Genomic DNA, 18,202 nt, shown 5'->3' on the forward strand with positions numbered 1-18,202 from the left:
GATCACCTTTCCTTGGCCGCACCGGATGCGGCATCGTTCTGCTTGTGGGGTTCGGGCGTCGCGGCAGGTTGCATCAGCCCGCCGAGCCGCCGCATCGAGGCTTGCCGCGGCAGGTCCATCAGCGCGGCGAAAAGGCTGGCGGCGGCATCGGCAGACAGGATGCGACCGGTGCAATCGTCGAATTTCGCGCGGAACTGGTCCGGGGTCATCGGATCGGACGGCCCCCGGCCCATTGCGACGCTGGCCGAGGCCGACAAGACCCGCCCATCGGACAGGCCGATGCCGACCCGGCCCAGCGAAAGGTCGCCGTCGTCATGGGCGACCAGCCGCACCCTGGCCGCCAGGGCGCGGGTCTGGGGGTCGAAAACCTGCGCGTCCTCGAAATCCGCAAAGCCGATGCCGCCCGCGATCAGGGCACGCGCCGTCAGGTATTGGGTCGAGAATTTCGCGTCCAGCCCGTCCCCGGGATCGGGCCGGTCGATGTTCTTCAGGCGCTTGCGGTGCAGCGCGACTTCGACGGTTTCGATCGTCGCGCCCTGCGCGGCCCGGTGCAGTTCCGCAGCCGCGTCGATGGCGCAATGGATGAAGGCGCAGCAGGGATATTGCTTGATCGCGATGCCGGGCGACAGCAGCGCGAAATCCTGTCCCCAGCCGTCCAGTGCTGCATCCGTATCCTGCGAAACAGTGCCGTTGAACGCGGCCATGAAGCCGAATTTGTGTTCCAGCGCCGCCGGATTGGCGGTGAATCCGGCATGGGCCAGAAGCGCCGCCTGCAAGCCGTTGCGATTGGCCTGCCCTGCATGCAGCGGCTTGGTCATCGTGCCGGAGTTGGCGCGCAGCCCCGCCGCGCAGGATGCGGCGATGCCCATCGCGACCGCCATGCGTTCCGGCGCCAGCCCCAGCAAACGACCGCAAGCGACCGCGGCGCCGATGACGCCGAAGGTCACCGTCGGATGCCAGCCCCGCCCGGCATGGGCGGGGTTCGAGATGCGGGCGAGGCGGATTTCGGCCTCGACGCCCGCGACATAGGCGGTCAGGAAGTCGGCGCCGTTGCTGTCCAGCCGGCCGGCCAATGCCAGCAGGGCAGGCACGATGGAAACGGAAGGGTGGCCGTCCATTTCCAGATTGCAGTCGTCGAAATCCAGGGCATGGGCCGAAATGCCGTTGATCTGTGCGGCGTCCAGTTCATGCAGGCGGCCGGGACGGCCCAACAGGGCCGAGGGTCCGGGACTGGCCGTCAGAACCTGCGCGGCAAGGCGGACCACCTCTTCGCCCGCGCCGGCCACCCCGCAGGCGACGGTATCGGCGATGGCCCGTATCGCCCAGTCGCGGGCAGGCTCGCTCAGGTCCTCGAAGGTCAGTCCGGCGGCGCTGGCAGAAAGTCGAGGCGTCAGGGAGGTCACGAAAAGCTCCTGTTGGAAAAGCCGGTGCGGCGTAGCGGATTCGGGCCGGGTTTGCGTCAATGCTTCAGGATCTGGTCCAGGAAGGCGCGGGTGCGCGGCTCGCGGGGGTTGCCGAAGAACTCTTCGGGCGGGGCGCTTTCGACCTTGGATCCGTCTGCCATGAAGACGACGTTGTCGGCCACGGTGCGGGCAAAGCCCATTTCGTGGGTGACGACGATCATGGTCATGCCGCTTTGGGCAAGTTCGATCATCGTATCCAGGACTTCCTTGATCATCTCGGGGTCGAGCGCGCTGGTCGGTTCGTCGAACAGCATGATCTCGGGTTCCATGCACAGCGACCGGGCGATGGCGACGCGCTGCTGCTGTCCGCCCGACAGTTGCAGCGGATATTTCCGCGCCTGATCGGGGATGCGGACCTTGCGCAGGAAATGCATGGCCAGTTCCTCGGCATCGGCCTTTTTCATCTGCCGGGTCAGCATCGGGCCAAGCGTCAGGTTTTCCAGCACCGTCAGATGCGGGAAAAGATTGAAGTTCTGGAACACCATGCCGATGTTGCGGCGGATCGCGTCGATGTTCTTGACGTTGTCCGTCATCTCCAGCCCCTTGACGAAGATCTGGCCTTCCTGATGAACCTCAAGCCGGTTGATGCAGCGGATCAGCGTCGACTTGCCCGAGCCGGAAGGACCGCAGACGACGACGCGCTCGCCCTTTCTGACGTCGAGGCTGACATTGTCCAATGCCTTGAACGGGCCATACCACTTCGAGATGTTATGCATCGCGATGACGATATCGGCGTTCGCCGTCGCGGCGGGAATGTTGGCGGTGGCTGGTGACATTTCGTTTTCCCCCTGTGCCGTTCTAGATGCGCCCTTCGGCGATCCATTTTTCCAGCTGGCGTGCGTAAACCGACAGCGCATAACCGAAGAACAGATAGACCCCCGCCACGAACAGATAGGCCTCGACATAGAACGAACGCCAAAGCGGGTCCTGCATGACGGCCGTGGTTGCGGTCAGGATGTCGAAAAGCCCGATGATGATGACGAAGGACGTGTTCTTCATCGCGGCGATGATGTGGTTGGTGATTGCGGGCAGGCAGATGCGCAGCGCCTGCGGCAGGATGATGTGCCGCGTGGTCTGCCAATAGCCCAGGTTGATCGAGGCTGCCGCCTCGTATTGGCCGCGCGGGATGGCTTGCAAGCCGCCGCGAATGACCTCGGCCTGATAGCAGGCGAAGAAGATCGCGATGCCCACCGTGATGCGCAGCAGCCGGTTGACCTCCATCCCCGCCGGCAGGAACAGCGGGAACACGTTCACCGCCACGAACAGGATGGTGATCAGCGGCACGCCGCGCAACGCCTCGATGAAGACGACCGAAACGCCCCTGGCGACCGGCAGCGGTGCGCGGCGGCCAAGCGCCAGAAGGACGGCGACGGGCATGCCGATCAGGACGGTGCCCGTGAACAGCAGCATGGTCAGCGGCAACCCGCCCCAATCCGCGGTCGGCACGAAGCGCAGGCCAAAGACGCCGCCGAACATCAGGATGCCGATCGACAGCGCCGCGACGATCCACAGCGGCACCAGCAAGCGCAGGTTCCAGCAACGGGGCCACAGCGACAGCACGACGGTGGCCAGATAGATCGCCATCATCAGCGCCAGCCGCCAATGTTCGTCATACGGATAAAGTCCGAACAGCATGGGCCGGTGCTTTTCGACGATCACCGCCCAGCAGGCCCCGGTCGCCGCGCGGCAGACGTCGGGATCGGTCGTATACCAGACGGCGTTGAAGACCCCCCAGCCCAGCAAGGCCCATAGGCAGCGCAGCAGGATCAGGGCCGTGACGATGGTCAGGGCGGTTTGCCCGACCGAGTTGAACAGATTGCGTTTCAGCCACGGACCGGGCGCCATGCGGGCGTCGGGATCGTAGGTCGTGGTTCGGGATGTCGCAGCCATGACTTACCGCTCCTTGATCGCCACGAGGCGGTTGTAGATGTTCATCAGGGTCGAAGTGACCAGGCTGATGATCAGGTAGACCAGCATCATCACGGCGATGGCCTCGACCGCCTGTCCGGTCTGGTTCATCACGGTGTTGCCGATATTGACCAGATCGGGATAGCCGACGACGACCGCGATCGAGCTGTTCTTGCTAAGGCTGACATATTGGCTGGTCAGTGGCGGCACGATGACGCGCAGCGCCTGCGGCAGAACGACGTAACGCAGGATGAAGCGCGGGCGGAGCGAGATCGAACGGGCGGCCTCGACCTGGCCCTTGGGCGTCGCCTGGATGCCGGCGCGGACGATCTCGGCGATGAAGCCCGAGGAATACAGCGAAATCCCCAGCATCAGGGCCACGAATTCGGGGCTGATCGTGGCACCCCCGCTGAAGCTGAAGCCCTGGCGCTCGGGAAAGTCGATGACATGAGGCGCGCCCGACAGCAGCCAGACCAGCAAAGGCAGGCCGAAGATCATGCCAAGGCCGGGCCATAGCATATCGACGTATCTGCCGGTTTTCTCACGGTGCCGCCGCGCCAGGCGCGTGCCGATCACCGTCAGCACGATTCCGGCCAGAAGCGCCAGACCCATCCACAGATGCGCGGGATCGGCTACGGGCACCGCGAAGGCCAACCCGCGATTGCTGATGAAGCCCAGCCCGAACAGTTCGACCGCGTTGCGGGGGGCAGGCAGGTTGCGGATCACGGCGGCCCAGAAGATCACCTGAAGGATCACGGGAATGTTGCGCACGATCTCGACATAGCCCAAGGCGATGCGTTGCAGCAGCCAGTTGCTGGAAACCCGCGCGATACCGACTGAAAAGCCGATGACGGTGGCGACCACGATGCCCGCGGCGGAAACGGTCAGCGTGTTCAGCAGGCCGACGATCAACGCACGGCCATAGGTGTCGCGCGGCGAATATTCGATCAGCCTTTCGCCGATCTGGAACTGCGAGACCTCGCCCAGGAAGCCGAAGCCGGTGGCGATGTTCTGGCGTTGCAGGTTCTCGACTACGTTCTGATAAAGATACAGGCCAAGAAGGACGACGGCGGCGCCCAATGCGATCTGATAAATCGCCGAGCGGAAGCTTTCGCTGTTGAGAATGTCCTTCAGTCCCTTGGCGGGACGCTTTCCGCCTCTGGCCGGAGTGGCATCAGTCATGGAGTGTCCCCGAAGGTCGTCGTGAGGCTTGGGCCGCCCACGTCGCGCAAACCGGACGCGGACGGCATGGAAGGGGGCCGTTCGGGCCTAGTGCATCGGAAAGCCGTAAAGCACCCCGCCTTCGGTCCACAGCTTGTTCAGGTCGCGTTCCAGCGCGACCGGGCTGTCGGGGCCGAAGTGGCGCATGTAGATGTCTTCATAGTTCCCCACATGCTTGACGATGTTATAGGCCCAGTCGTTGCCCACGCCCAGCTTGGCACCATTGTCGCCGATCACGCCCAGCAGGGTCTGGATGTCGGGATCGTCCGAGGACATCATCTCATCGACATTGGCCTGGCTGACGCCCAGTTCCTCGGCGTTGAAGGTGGCGTAGACCACCCATTTCACAAGGTCGTACCATTGGTCATCGCCCTGACGGACGGCCATTGCCAGCGGTTCCTTGGAAAAGATGCCGGGCAGCAGGACATGTTCGGACGGGTCCTGCGTATCGAAGGCGCGCACACCGGGAAGTGCCGCCTTGTCCTTGGTCAGCGCATCGCAGCGGCCGGTGACATAGGCATCGACCAACTGCTTGTTGTTCTCGATCACGACCGGCGTATAGTTCATGCCGCGCGCGGCGAAGATCTGGGCCACGTTGCGCTCGGTCGTCGAACCGGGGGCCATGCAGATGGTGGCACCGTCCATGTCCTCGATATCTTCGATTCCGTCTTCGGCACGCACCAGAAAGCCCGTGCCGGTGTAGAAGATCGGTGGCGTGAAGTTCAGGCCCAGCGCCGTGTCGCGGCTGAGCGTCGCGGTGACGTTGCGGGGCAGCACGTCGACTTCGCCCGACTGGATCGCCGGAAAGCGCTGTTGCGAGGACAGCGCGACGAAACGCACCTTCGAGGGATCGCCGAAGATCGCAGCCGAGAGCGCAAAGCAGTAATCGACCTCGAACCCGCTCCACGCACCACGGCTGTCGGGCGCGGCAAAGCCGTGACGCGCCGGATGCACGCCGCAAAGGATTTCGCCCCGCGCCTTGACGGCGGCAAGCGTATCGCCGGAATCGGCATTGGCCACCGGGGCGCTTGCAACGGCAAACGCAAGACCTGCGACAGCGGACAAACCGGCAGTTTTCATCTTGTTCAACCCAATCTCCTCTCTGTGCTGGAAGGGCCGGGCGGGTCTTGTGCCCATGCCTCTATCAACTTCCGTGTTCTCTTGTATACATGTGCATTTGAAAGTATTCAACAGAGAACAAAACTCTAGGGAAGCTCTGCCATGAAGGATAAAAATCTCCGTCTGGACACGCGCGTAACCCACAGCGGTCGCGCGCCTGCCGAACATTTCGGCATGGTCAATACGCCCGTATACCGCGCCTCGACGATCCTGTTTCCGAATCTGGCTGCGCTGGAAGCGAAGGAGGGCGCCAAGCTGCGCTATGGGCGTCGTGGAACACCCACGACCCATGCGCTTGAAGATGCGATCTGCGCCCTCGAGGGATCGGAGCGCACCCTTGTCGCACCCTCGGGTGTCAGCGCGATCAGCGTCGTCCTGATGAGCTATGCCGAGCCGGGGGCGCATTTCCTTGTGACCGACAGTTCCTATGGCCCGACGCGCAAGTTCTGCGAATTCACGCTGCGCAAGTTCGGAATCGAGACGACCTATTACGACCCGGCCATCGGCGCGGGAATCGAATCGCTGATTCGTCCCGAAACGAAGCTGATCTGGATGGAATCGCCCGGCTCGCAGACCTTCGAGGTCCAGGACGTCGCCGCGATCACCGAAACGGCCCGCCGCCACGGTATCGCGACCGCGATCGACAACACCTGGAGCGGAGGCTACTTCTGCCAGCCGATCGCGCAAGGGGCGGATATTTCCTTGCAGGCGGGCACCAAGTATATTTCGGGGCATTCCGACGTGATGCTGGGCACCATCGCGTGCAGCGCCGCCGTCTACGACCGTCTGCGCGAAACCTATCTGCGTTTTGGTATCTGCGTCAGTTCGGACGATGCCTATCTGGCCCTGCGGGGGTTGCGCACCCTTGGCGTTCGCATGAACCACCACCATGCCAGTGGGATCGAGGTCGCGAACTGGCTGCTGGAACAACCCGAAGTGCTGCGCGTCATGCATCCCGCCCTTCCCCAGGACCCCGGCCATCGGATGTGGAAGAAATATTTCACCGGGGCGTCGGGCCTGTTCGGCTTCGTGATGAAGCCGGTCGACCATGACGCGCTGGCGCGGATGTTCGACGGGTTCTCGCTATTTGGCATGGGGTCCAGTTGGGGTGGTTTCGAAAGCCTGATCGTGCCCAGCAATCCCTCGGTCTATCGCACTGCGACCGAATGGAATCCCGGCGGCCAGACCGTTCGCCTGCATGTCGGGCTTGAAGATCCTGCCGACCTGATTTCCGAGTTGCGAATGGGTTTCGACCGGCTGCGCGCGTGACAGACTCATCTGCCGCATCGGCAATCCGTGGAAACAGGATCACGCAGGAACAACTGTCGGCGGCAGCGCGGGCTTGTTGCCATCGCCTCAAGCCTGCGCCTATAAAGAACATATTACCTGCCATTCCACAAACACGAGAATGAAACAGCATGCCCCGTGAGAAGGCCGAAACTGTATCCCGCCCTCGGCTTCGCACGGTTTCGGCCTCTGGCGATCTGGTATCGGATATCTACGAACTTGTGCGCAAGGAGATCGCGGCAGGCGCCCTGCGCGTCGGCGACCGCGTCACCGAGGTGGATCTTGCCAAGCGGTTCGGTGTTTCGCGCACGCCGGTCCGCGATGCGATTTCGCGGCTGGAAGCCGACGGGCTGCTGACCAATGAGCCGCGGCGGGGCCTTGTGGTCACGGTCCTGAGCCATCAGCAAGTGGTCGAACTGTATTTCATGCGCGAAATTCTGGAAGGGGCCACGGCGCGCCTTGCCGCGCAAGGTGCCAGCGACATCGAGCTGTCGATGCTCGAGGAACTGAGCAATAAGGAAATGTCCTCGCTGGACGACATTCCGACATTGCTGGACATCAACCGCAACTTCCATCGGCTGATGATGCTGGCCGCGCATAACCGCTATCTGCTGCGCAGCCTGTCGCAACTGGCGCTGACCATGTCGCTGTTGCCCAGCCTGCTGGACAAGGGTGACCGCGCAAGCGCCGCCGCCGCCGAACACCGCGCCATCGTCGAGGCGCTGCTGGCCCGCGACCGCGAGGCCGCGGAAAAGGCCGCGCGCGCGCATATCCGCAGTTCGCAGCAGCATCGCATGCTCTACAGCCTGGAATGCCACGATGGGAAATAGCGGTGGCCTTGCGTCGGAGGCGTCTCTGGTTTCGCGTTGAGATCTCCGAACTGCGGCAGCCGCGGCAAGGGTCATGGCCGAATGTGGCGGGAACGGGCGGGTGCAGCACCCCGCTATCATGCGCAGTTGATCGGCGGAACGCGGCTGGTGATTCGACCTTTGGCCCCGAGCAGGGCGGAACGTGCCAGGATGTGTTGACGCCCATCCCGAGCGACGCGATCCCCGTCACGCTGCAAGACCGCCTGCACGATCATGGACCAGGTTTTTGCCACGGGCTTTCCAGCCGTGAAGCGGGCTGGTCCACCCCATAGCCCGGTTCAGGGGGTCCTGCTCCAATACGCATAGACGCGAAGGGGCTTCTTCCGGTTGGGGTGGTGCGACAGCAGGGCCTTGCGAAGCCGCGCAGCGACGGCCTTCTCGCAGCCCGCCCAGACGAAATCGGCGGGCAGATCGCCGCCCGCCAGCCGCGCCGCCAGCGTCTCGTCCAGCAGGGTCGAGCGTTCCGCCGGGGTCCCGCCACGGTGCAGCCATGTCAGCGCCAGCCGGGCCGGGCCGGTCAGGGCTTGCTCCTCTGCCGCATCGGTCACCTCGATAAAGGCGTCGATTTCCGTTGCGGCGGGCATTTCGGCGATCATGCGGGCGATGGCGGGCAGCGCGGCCTCGTCGCCCAGCAGCAGAAGGCGTCGGCCCTCGGGGCGACCGTCGCCGCCCGGCCCCATCAGCCCAACGACATTGCCCACCTGCGCGCGGCGCGCGAAATCGGCGCCGGGCGAGGCCCCGCCCTCGTGCAGCACGAAATCTATCGCGATGGTCCCGGCATCGGCATTCACCTCGCGGATCGTATAGACGCGGCTGACCAGCGCGTCCTTGCCCTGCGGCCAGTCCAGACGCCCGTCGGCCCGCTGGACCGGCCAGCGCGGTTCGCGCCCCTCGGGTGGCAGCAGCAAGCGGATGTGATAGCCCGCATCGGGCGCATCCAGCCCGCGCGTGTCGCAGGCGAAAACCACGCGCCGCATCCGAGGCGTCAGATCGAAGGCATCGGTCACGCGAAGCAGGCGGAACTGCGGCGGCAGGCTGTCGCCCAGCCCGTCGCCCGACCAGTCGATCCGGGTGCCCTCGCCCGCGAACTCGAACACATGCTCGGCGATGAAGGCGCGGATCAGGGCGAGGATTTCGACCGAGGGCGCGACGACATCGACCAGGACCGTTTCCGACAGCCGCAGGATATCGACCGTGCCGAAGGGGCTTTCCAGCCGCGCGCCGTCATCCGTGCGCGTCACGGTCGCGTGTTCGCTCATATGGTCCAGCAACTCGTCCAGCACGCGCCCGGCGTCGTCCAGCACGACCACGGCGCGGTTGCGGAATGTCGTTTCGGTCATGTCCGGCCTCGTCTGAAGAGAAGGAAGATCAGGAAGGGCGCGCCCATCAGTGCCGCCACCAGCCCGGCGGGGATCTGCCAGGGGAACAGCAGCACCCGGCCCAGCCAATCGGCCCCGACCATCAGCGCGGCCCCGATCAGCGCAGCCCCAACCGTTTGCGGCAAGGCGCGGCGCAGCCCGGCCTCGCGCGCCAGATGCGGCGCCATCAGCCCCACGAAGCTGAGCGGTCCGATCCCCAGCGTCGCCACCGCGCTGAGCGCACCGGCCAGCGCGAACAGTCCCAGACGCGCGCGGCCCACCGGCACGCCAAGCGCCCCGGCGAGTGCGGGACCAAGCGGCAGCAGGTCCAGCCACCGGCGCGCGGCCAGTGCGGGCAGGGCTAGCGCCACGGCGGCCGCGCAAAGCAACATGGCGCTGCCCGGCGCGGCATTGTAGGTCGAGCCGCTCATCCAGCGCAGCAGCGCCAGCGCGCGCGGATCGCCCGTCGCAGCCAGCAGCCCCGACAGCGCATCGACCAGCGCGCCAAGCGCGATGCCTGCCAGCAGCACCCGCTCGGGCGCCAGCGCCGTGCGGCGAGTGGCCAGCAGGATCACCGCCAGCACCGCGCAGGCCCCCGCCCCGGCAAAGCCCAGTTGCACGGGCAGGCCGGGCGAGGCCAGCACGAACAGGCTTGCCGCAAGGCCAAGCGTGGCGCCGGCGCTGATACCCAGGACCTCGGGGCTGGCCATCTCGTTGCCGGTCAGCCGTTGCAGCAGCACCCCCGCGACGGCCAGCATCGCGCCTGCGGCCAGCGCGGTCATCACGCGCGGCAGGCGCAGGGCAGCCATTTCGGTGCCCATGACCCATGCCCCGCCCGCGTCCCGGCCCAGCAGGACCGCCACAACCACCATCAACGGCAACGCGGCCAGCACCAGCGCAAACCGGGGCATTCGCTGCGGCGGCGCGACCGCCCCGCCGATCACCCGGTGCCGGATCTTCAGCCGGGGCAGCAGCACCAGCAGCAAGGGCGAGCCGAAGACCGCCGTGATCGCCCCCGTCGGCAGCAGGTCGCTGAACTGACCGGCGGCAAGCTGGATCGCCGTGTCGGTGACCAGCAGCAACGCCGCCCCGATCAGGCCGGAGGTCAGCAGGAACACCGGTGACCCTCGCGCGCCCAGCAGCCGCGCCAGAACCGGGGCGACAAGCCCGATGAAGCCGATCACCCCGACCGCACTGGTCACCAGCGCCGACAGCGCCACCGCGACGGCCAGCGCGGCCAGCCGGATGCGCGTCAGCCGCACCCCGAGCGAGGCGGCAGCGCCATCGCCCAGATCCATCAGCGACAGCGGTCTCAGCAGCGGCAGGCAGCACAGCGCCAGCAGCCCGACCTTCCAGCCAAGCGCCAGCGGGATCTGCCAGCTTTGCATCGACAGCGAACCGGCACCCCAGATGAACAGGCTGACCATGCTGCGGTCGTTCAGATAGGCCAGGATCGCAGCCAGCGCCCCGCACCACAGGCTGACCACCAGCCCCGACAGCACCAGCGACAGCGGCGAGAACCCGCGCCTCGCGCCAAGCGCCATGATCAGCCCGGCGACCAGCGCGCTGCCCAGCAGCGCCACCGCGTCGCGGCCAAGGCCCAGATGCGCGGGAAAGAACAGCGTCGCGACCACCAACGCCAGATGCGCGCCCGCCGATATCCCCAGCGTGGTTGGCGAAGCCAGCGGATTGCGCAGCACCTGCTGGAACAGCGCCCCGGCCAGCGACAGCGCGAAACCCGCGATCACCGCCGTGGCAAGGCGCGGCAGCGTGGAATGGTAAAGCCGCATCTTCACCGGATCATAGCCCGGCGCCGCCTGTGCGCTCAGGGGCGCCGCGACCAGCAGCCATAGCAGCAGCGCGATGCCAAGTGCCAGCACGAGGATCGGGCCAAGGCGGCGGGTCATGCCCCAGGTCATGCGTCCGCCTCCACCGCCTCTGTCACCAGCCGGGCGAAGCGCATTGCCTCGTTCACCATACCCAGCAGCAGGACCGGCGGCATCCGGCGGATACGCTCCGGCTGCGCCAGCGGCAGCGCGCGCCACAGCGGGCTGCGGTCCAGTGTTTCAAACGTGCCGGGCGGCAGCGGGTCGAAGACCAGCAGCATCGCGCCGGGGTCGGTGACGCGCGAAAGCGCCTCGACCGGCAGGGTCTGGAAGCCCCAGTTCCCGGTCGGTTCGGTCCAGGCGTTGCGCAACCCGATACGCAGCAGCACATCGTTGAACAGGCTGGGATCGGCGCTGATGCGGACATGGCGCGCGTCCCAGAAATGCGCCAGCACCACCGCGCGCCCGGCGTGACGCGCAAGGCGCGCGCGGCAATCGGCGAACAGCGCCTCCATGTCCGCCAGCAGGTGGCGAGCCTCGGCCTCGCGGCCGATGCGGGCGGCCAGCGTCTGCGTCGCGGCGATGCAGGCGTCGAGGATGGGGCGGCCGGTCCAGATGAAGGTCTCCAGCCGCAGAACGGGGGCGAATTGCGTCAGTCGGGGGATCTGTGCATCCAGCCAGGGCGTGACCAGGATCAGATCGGGGGCAAGCGCCGACAGGATCTCCAGGTTCGGCTCGGTCGAGATGCCCAGTTCCGCCACCTTGGGCGGCATCGCGGGTTCGACCACCCAATCCCTCCAGCCGGAGAGTTCGGAGATCCCGACCGGAGTGACGGCCAGCCCCAGCAGCGTCGAGGCCAGCCCGTAGTCCAGGCTGACGACGCGCGGCGCCCCTGCGGCCAGCGCGGGCGTCAGCAGCGCCGCCGGGGCCATCGCCAGAAGCCCCCGGCGGGTCAGGCGGAGAGGGTCAGCGGACACAGGCAATCGGCACATCCCTGCCCGGCTGGACCAGCACATCCATCGCGATGCCATAGATCCGGTGCAGCACTTCGGGCGTCACGATGCGGGCGGGCGGGCCGCTTGCCGCCACCTCGCCCGCCTTCAGCGCGTGGATCAGGTCGCAAAAGCGCGCGGCCATGTTGATGTCATGCATGACGATGACCACCGCCAGCCCGTGATCATGCGACAGGCGGCGGATCAGGGACAGGACCTCGACCTGATGGGCGATGTCCAGCGCGGCGGTCGGTTCGTCCAGCAGCAGGCATTTGCTGTCCTGCGCGATCAGCATGCCCAGCCATGCCCGCTGCCGCTCACCCCCCGACAGGGTGGCAAGCGGGCGTTCGCCGAAACCTTGCAGATGCACGGCCGCCAGCGCGTCCTCGACCCTCTGCCGGTCGGCGTCGGTAAAGCGGCCAAGCGGCCCGTGCCACGGATAGCGCCCCGAGGCGACGACCTCGCGCACGGTCAGGTCGGCGCCGGTGCCAGGATCCTGCGGCAACCATGCAACCTCGCGGGCAAAGGCCCGTTCGACGAAATCTGCCACCGGGTGCGCGTCATACAGCACCCGCCCGGTGCCGGCTGCGACCTGCCGCGCCATGATCCGCAGCAGCGTCGATTTGCCCGAACCGTTATGCCCGACCAGCGCCGTCACCCTGGCCCGGGGAAAGGACAGGGTGACATCGCGCAGGATCGTAGCCCGCGCCACGGTCAGGCCGACGCCTTCCAGCCGGAAGGCCTCGCCCGCCGCTTCGTCCGGCGTCACCATGTATGGCGCAGCGTCAGCTTTACGGTGCGGGGGTTGCCGTAAAAGGCGGTGTCGGGGTTGCTCCAGGTCTCGGCATGGCTGACATATTCCCTGTCGAAAAGGTTTTCGACATTCAGCGACAGGGCGGTGCTTTCGGCGACCTGATAGCGCAGGGCCGCGTCGAATATGGTATGCGAATCCAGCCTGAAGCTATTGGCCTGGTCCGCATAGCGCGAGCCGACAAGGCGCGCACCCGCCCCAAGGGTCAGATCGCCCCTTCCGGCATTGCCCGGCAAGGTATGATCCAGCCAGAGCGAGGCCATATGTTCCGGGATCGACATCGGCCGGTTGCCGTCGTAGCCGCCGCCCTCGGACCGGACGATTTCAGCATCGGTATAGCTGTAGGCCAGCGTCAGGTTGGTGCGCTCGTTCAGTGCGGCCTTGCCTTCCAGTTCGACGCCCCGGCTGCGAACCTTGCCGATCTGTTCCCAGGTGAAATTACCCGTCGAATAGGGCACATTGGTCTGGGTCAGGTCGTAGGCAGCGGCCGAAAACAGCGCGTTCATGCCTGCGGGCTGCCATTTCGCGCCAAGCTCGAACATCTCGCCCATCATCGGCTTGGTTTCGCTGAACATGCGTGCATAGGTCGGCAGGACCGGGGTGAAGGATTCGGAATAGGTGCCATAAACCGACAGGCCGGAATTGATCCTGTAGGTCAGGCCCGCCCGCTTGGTCAGCGCGGTTTCGTCAGTTGGCGAGCCGAACTGGAAGAAGCCGTAGTCCTGAACCGAGTTCGCCTTGATCTCATCGTAACGCAAGCCCAGCGTCAGAATCCAGCGGTCGTCAAAGGTCAGTTCCTCTTGCAGATAGGCGCCCCATGTCTCTTCGTCGACCAGCAGCTTGTAGTTCGGCCGCAGGGTGATGCAGGCGGTCCCGCAATAGATCGGGTTCGAGATGTCGCCGACGCCACCGGCCTCGCCGCTGCGGATCTCTTCGTTGGTATTGCCGCGGGTATAGTCGAGGCCGAACAGGGTGCGGCTGACGAAGCGACCGAAGCTTGCGTCGTATTGCAGATGGGCGTCCAGCGACCGGCGGACCATGTGGCCGTCGACATACCACGACAGCCTGCCATCATTCGGATGGCGATTGCCGGCGGCGTAGACGTTCTTGCTTAACAGATCAAGATCGCTGTAGCGCCCGTGCGAGCGGAACACCAGCCCGTTGCCGAAGTCATGCTCGAAGGCATAGCCGAGGTTCCATTCCTTCGTATCATTCACCTCGAAATCCGGTTCGCCCAGGAAGGTCCAGGGGTCGATGCCGGAGTCCAGCGGAATGCCGTAGCGGTTAGATCCCTCGCGCTCGTTGTAATCGGCCATAAGCGTGAGGGAAGTGCGGGCGGTCGGCTTCCAGGTCAAGGCGGGCGCGATATAAAAGCGATTGTCCTTCGATACGCCGTTGGGCAGTGTCGATTCCTGTCGCTTGGTAGTCAGACGGTAAGTCCAGTTCCCCGCAGCGTCCAGCGGCCCGCCGAAATCGGCCCCGGCTTCCAGGTGATCCTTGCCCGCCGTCGCATAGACCTCGCCGAACTTGTAGTCCAACGGGCGCTTGGTGATCATGTTCACCATGCCGCCGGGATTGTTCACGCCATAAAGAGTCGAGGTCGAGCCTTTCAGCACCTCGATCCGCTCCATCCCGTAGGGTTCGACACGGCCACCGGCGAGATTGTAGACCCGCATCTGCAACCCGTCCCGATAGGCACCCGAAGTGGTCTGGTCGAAGCCTCGGATGGCGAAGAAGTCGTAACGTTCGTCAGCGCCGTAAAGGTTGGTCATCACGCCCGAGGTATAGTTCAGCGCGCCGTCCAGATCCTCGACCCCGCGTGTCCTCATCTCATCCGTGGTGACGACCGAGACAGAGGCCGGGATGTCGATCACCGCCGCATCGGTCTTGGAGCCGGTGCCGGTGCGCTCGGCCACGATGCCTTCGACCGGACCCCAGGTGCCGTCGGCGCCGTGGATATAGATCGTGTTCAGCACGATCATTCCGTCCGTGGCGGCCAATTGCGCGCCTTCGGCAGGTGCGGAAACGGTCACCGTGCCTTCATTGGTGAAATCGTAGGTCAGCCCGGTCCCCGACAGAAGCTGCGCCAGCGCCGCCGGAGGTGCAAGCGGGCCGCTGATGGCGGTCGAGCGGTGATCGCCCGCATCGGCCGAGGTCACGAAGACCTGGATCCCCGTCTGGCGCGAAAAGGCTACCAGCGCCGAGGCGACCGGCTGCGCAGGAATGTCCAGCGTGGCGGTGGCGCGCTGTCCCGCCTCTTGCGCCAGCACCGGCACGGCCTGCCCCATCACGACCAGGGCCGAGCAGGCCAGCAGCAGCGCCCTGATTCCCACCCCGCGCCGGACTGTTGCCTGCATTTTCATATCCGCTGCGTCGCGCATCCCGATTCACCCTTCCGTCCCGAGGTTCCGGCCCTTTTCCGGGCCCGCTGAACCTGAAGACGACCGGAGCGGGAAAAGTAATTAGTCGGGAAACGCTTTTTTCTTCAGCCTTTCGACAGGCCGACCAGCAGGCCCGTGGCCCGCCAGACCCGCAGGCCAAGACCGCTTGCGATAGTGTCCAGCGCCGCATCCGGGTCGCGGGCATCAAAGACCGCCGTTACCCGCATCCGCCCCAGATCGCCGCCCAGCAGGCGAATATGACCGTGGCGGTAGCGCCCAAGTTCGGCGATCACCTCGTCCAGCGGCGTGTCGATGAACACCAGCCGGTCGTGGCGCCATGCCTGCACCGTTTCCAGATCCGCCAGGGCTGCGGCGGAAACGCCTTGCGTGGTCAGGCGCACCTCCTCGCCCTCGGTCACGGGGACGCCCTGCATGGGTCCGGCGCTTACCTCGACGGAATGTTCGGCAACCGCGACGCGGGTTTCCTCACCGATCTTGACGTTGAAGGCCGTGCCGCGCACCAGCACCTCGCCCCCGCCTGCGCGCACCACGAAGGGCCGGGCCGCATCGGGGCTGACGGTGAAGAACGCCTCGCCCGCCAGCAGGTGAACCTCGCGCCTGCCGTCCGAGAAGTTCACGTCCAGCGCCGAGGCCGTGCCAAGCTCGACCGTCGAGCCATCCTGAAGCTGCACCAGTTCGCGTTCCCCGATACCCGCACGGTAATCGGCCAGGACGCCAGTGGGCAGCATCTGCCAGCCAAGGCCGATGGACAGTACCGCCAGAGCGGCGGCAAGCGGCATGCGCCAGCCGGAAAACCCGCGCCGCGCGGACGGGGCAAGCGCGACCACCCCCGCCGCGCGGGTTTCACCCAACTGGTCGAGCCCATCCCAAAGCCGCCCGACCTCTTGCCAGGCACGTTGATGCGCGGGATCGGCCGCCAGCCAGATATGGAAGCGGCGCCGGTCCTCGTCGGTGGCGGCGTCGTCGTGCAGCAGAACGAGCCAACCGGCAGCCTCCTCATCCAAGGGATGCATGTCGTCCTGCCCCGTCACCACGGCCACCCGGCCACCCGGCCAAGCCAGAAAAAGGAAAAGCCATATCCACGACGATCCGCTTTGCAAGATATCCGCCGCAACGGGGGACCCGCTGCATGTAGACGCACGGGCGGGAAAAGGGAATTAGTCGCAACCCTGCCTCGGATCGACAAGTTGACGGCGCAGGACGCCCAGGGCCTTCACCATATGAACCATGACGGTATTGCGCGAGATCCCCAGCCGCGCGGCGATCTCGGCATAGGTAAGTCCCCCGAACTTGTGCAGGACCAGCACTTCGCGCGCACGCGGCGGCAGGTGGTCGAGCGCGCGGCCAAGTGCGGCCAGCTCCTCGCGCGTGATCAGGCCCGCCTCGACGGTGGGGCCGGGATCGGCGACATCCTCGTCAGGCTGGATCCCCGGCGCGATCAAGCGACGCAGGCGCGCATCGCGCCGCCACAGATCCGCCTCGATCGAATCCGCCACGCGATAGAGATAGGCACGCAGATCGCGGATTTCCCCGGTCGGCCTTCGCAGCAGGCGAAGAAAGCTTTCCTGCACGAGATCGGATGCGGCCTGCCCCGAGAGACCGCGCCGCTGAAACCTCCGATGCAGCCGGTGGCGCTCATCCGCATAAAGCGCGGCGATTGCGGTCGGATCCGTGCCCATCTGATAACGCTCACCACCCAGTGTTGCTGAAGATCGCCCCGCCGGGGCGGGAAGGTGATGGCTTTCGGCTGTCCCGGCAGGTCATAGCCGTCTGCGTATCGACAGGCAATGTCTTCGTGACCGCACTCCGCGGCCCCAAAGGCCCATCCTTAGCAAAACAGTCGGGAGAAAACACCCTAGAAAACTTGTCAACTATTTGATAATGTGAGATTTTTTGTGCATCTCCCCTTGACCCGGCCATTGGCGGCGCGTATATCGGTTGCAAGACCGCCAGCCAGCATCACGCCAGCCAGCTATCCATGCAACCGCCACCCGAAAGGAGCCAGCCATGGCACATGCCGCCTGCAACGCCTGCGCGTTCTACGAAGATCATGCCGCCAATTCCGCCAGCCAGCTTTCCGACGCAGGCCTGTGCCGCGCCAACCCGCCGGTCACCCAGAAGGACGCCGACAGCCGCGGCTTCTGGCCCGTCGTGAAGAACAACGACTGGTGCGGCAAGTTCGCCACCGCCTTCGCGGCAGAGTGATCCGCCGCACCGCCCGAGGCAGGGCCTTCCCGGCCCCGCCAACCCGACCGGGGGTAGTCGCAAGGCTGCCCTTTTTCCTTGGCCGGAACTGATGGCACCGGAAATTGACGGCACCCGGACGACAGATGCCACGGGGCACAGGCCATCATGTTCACCCGGCGACGGGGGCGGAATTTTGCGCAATGCCAGCCTCGGCCAGCAAGCCACAGCTTACTGGAAAGGACTGGAGCGATGGGCAATTCAAGGCATTTCGGGCGACGACGGCGCTGACCCTTGTGCTGGCCTGCGCCCCGGCACATGGGCAGCAAACCCTGCCCGAGGACGGGCAAAGCCCCATCATCCTCGATACCGTTACCCTGATCGCCGACCGTCAGCGGGCTGACCCGCGCGAAGTGGCGGTCTCGGTCTCGGTGGTCGAGGGGGACGAGATCGACCGGCGCGGTCTGGACGACATGCAGAAACTGGTCCGCTATACGCTGGGGGTCACGGTCCAGCGCCAGACCTCGGCGACTGATCCGTTCAACACCTCCGGCGGCTTCACCATTCGCGATGTCGGCGGCAACCGGGTGCAAATGCTGATCGTGGCGCGCGTAGCCCCGAGCGGATCACCGACGGCACCCGCGACTATCTGGACCTGAGCTTCACCGGGCAGGTCGAAATCGGATCCGGCTTCGGTCCTGTGGGGGGGGGGGGGGGGGTGTGGGGGGGGGGGGTGTGGGGTGAGGGATGGGCGCGCTCGTG

At 65.7% G+C, this 18,202-nt stretch carries 16 protein-coding genes; 4 read left to right on the plus strand and 12 right to left on the minus strand.

Annotation, left to right across the window (positions count from 1 at the left end):
• Positions 1–2 precede the first annotated feature (2 nt).
• The 5 genes from Q0O97_RS12785 to Q0O97_RS12805 all read right to left on the minus strand — a co-directional run bounded on the left by Q0O97_RS12785 (position 3) and on the right by Q0O97_RS12805 (position 5,672).
• Positions 3–1,403: an MmgE/PrpD family protein gene (locus tag Q0O97_RS12785; protein WP_294929805.1), complete on the minus strand. Its 1,401-nt coding sequence runs from the start codon at positions 1,401–1,403 to the stop codon at positions 3–5.
• Positions 1,404–1,459: 56 nt separating this feature from the next.
• Entirely contained in the window at positions 1,460–2,239 is a 780-nt protein-coding gene (locus Q0O97_RS12790) for an amino acid ABC transporter ATP-binding protein (protein ID WP_294929807.1), read from the minus strand.
• 22 nt (positions 2,240–2,261) lie between these two features.
• A complete protein-coding gene (locus Q0O97_RS12795) occupies positions 2,262–3,353 on the minus strand; it encodes an amino acid ABC transporter permease (protein WP_294929810.1) in 1,092 nt (363 codons plus the stop codon).
• Between the two features lie 3 nt (positions 3,354–3,356).
• Positions 3,357–4,553 (minus strand): ABC transporter permease subunit, encoded by a 1,197-nt coding sequence (locus Q0O97_RS12800; RefSeq protein ID WP_294929813.1) that lies wholly within the window; start codon positions 4,551–4,553, stop codon positions 3,357–3,359.
• A gap of 87 nt (positions 4,554–4,640) precedes the next feature.
• On the minus strand, positions 4,641–5,672 hold the full coding sequence (locus tag Q0O97_RS12805; protein WP_294929854.1) for an amino acid ABC transporter substrate-binding protein: 1,032 nt from the start codon (positions 5,670–5,672) through the stop codon (positions 4,641–4,643).
• Between the two features lie 141 nt (positions 5,673–5,813).
• Here Q0O97_RS12805 and metC point away from each other — a divergent pair, with 141 nt between their 5' ends.
• Together metC and Q0O97_RS12815 are read left to right on the plus strand one after the other, a co-directional pair.
• A complete protein-coding gene (gene metC / locus Q0O97_RS12810; RefSeq protein WP_294929816.1) occupies positions 5,814–6,980 on the plus strand; it encodes a cystathionine beta-lyase in 1,167 nt (388 codons plus the stop codon).
• Between the two features lie 149 nt (positions 6,981–7,129).
• Positions 7,130–7,828 carry a GntR family transcriptional regulator gene (locus tag Q0O97_RS12815; protein ID WP_294929819.1) on the plus strand — a complete coding sequence of 233 codons (699 nt, stop codon included), beginning with the start codon at positions 7,130–7,132 and terminating at the stop codon, positions 7,826–7,828.
• Positions 7,829–8,145: 317 nt separating this feature from the next.
• On the opposite strand, the gene Q0O97_RS12820 is transcribed toward Q0O97_RS12815, so the two are convergent.
• From Q0O97_RS12820 to Q0O97_RS12850, 7 genes are all read right to left on the minus strand, one after another.
• Entirely contained in the window at positions 8,146–9,207 is a 1,062-nt protein-coding gene (locus tag Q0O97_RS12820; RefSeq protein WP_294929822.1) for a siderophore-interacting protein, read from the minus strand.
• On the minus strand, positions 9,204–11,144 hold the full coding sequence (fhuB, locus tag Q0O97_RS12825) for a Fe(3+)-hydroxamate ABC transporter permease FhuB (protein ID WP_294929824.1): 1,941 nt from the start codon (positions 11,142–11,144) through the stop codon (positions 9,204–9,206). The genes Q0O97_RS12820 and fhuB overlap by 4 nt, the downstream gene beginning before the upstream one ends.
• Complete coding sequence (locus tag Q0O97_RS12830; RefSeq protein ID WP_294929857.1) at positions 11,141–12,028, minus strand: iron-siderophore ABC transporter substrate-binding protein; 888 nt, start codon at positions 12,026–12,028, stop codon at positions 11,141–11,143. The genes fhuB and Q0O97_RS12830 overlap by 4 nt, the downstream gene beginning before the upstream one ends.
• Positions 12,018–12,815, minus strand: a complete 798-nt coding sequence (locus Q0O97_RS12835; protein ID WP_294929827.1) for an ATP-binding cassette domain-containing protein — start codon at positions 12,813–12,815, stop codon at positions 12,018–12,020. The genes Q0O97_RS12830 and Q0O97_RS12835 overlap by 11 nt, the downstream gene beginning before the upstream one ends.
• Entirely contained in the window at positions 12,809–15,211 is a 2,403-nt protein-coding gene (locus Q0O97_RS12840) for a TonB-dependent siderophore receptor (RefSeq protein WP_294929841.1), read from the minus strand. Before Q0O97_RS12840 ends, Q0O97_RS12835 begins: the two co-directional genes overlap by 7 nt.
• A gap of 128 nt (positions 15,212–15,339) precedes the next feature.
• Complete coding sequence (locus Q0O97_RS12845; RefSeq protein ID WP_294929844.1) at positions 15,340–16,269, minus strand: FecR family protein; 930 nt, start codon at positions 16,267–16,269, stop codon at positions 15,340–15,342.
• A 144-nt stretch (positions 16,270–16,413) separates the two neighbouring features.
• The gene (locus tag Q0O97_RS12850; protein ID WP_294929846.1) at positions 16,414–16,935 is read right to left on the minus strand and encodes an RNA polymerase sigma factor; all 522 of its coding nucleotides are present in this window, start codon (positions 16,933–16,935) and stop codon (positions 16,414–16,416) included.
• A gap of 328 nt (positions 16,936–17,263) precedes the next feature.
• Here Q0O97_RS12850 and Q0O97_RS12855 point away from each other — a divergent pair, with 328 nt between their 5' ends.
• The gene (locus Q0O97_RS12855; protein WP_294929849.1) at positions 17,264–17,461 is read left to right on the plus strand and encodes a hypothetical protein; all 198 of its coding nucleotides are present in this window, start codon (positions 17,264–17,266) and stop codon (positions 17,459–17,461) included.
• 182 nt (positions 17,462–17,643) lie between these two features.
• The gene (locus tag Q0O97_RS12860; protein ID WP_294929851.1) at positions 17,644–18,099 is read left to right on the plus strand and encodes a TonB-dependent receptor plug domain-containing protein; all 456 of its coding nucleotides are present in this window, start codon (positions 17,644–17,646) and stop codon (positions 18,097–18,099) included.
• Positions 18,100–18,202: the final 103 nt, after the last annotated feature.

It is taken from the genome of uncultured Paracoccus sp., assembly GCF_945915435.1.
GTDB lineage: Bacteria > Pseudomonadota > Alphaproteobacteria > Rhodobacterales > Rhodobacteraceae > Paracoccus.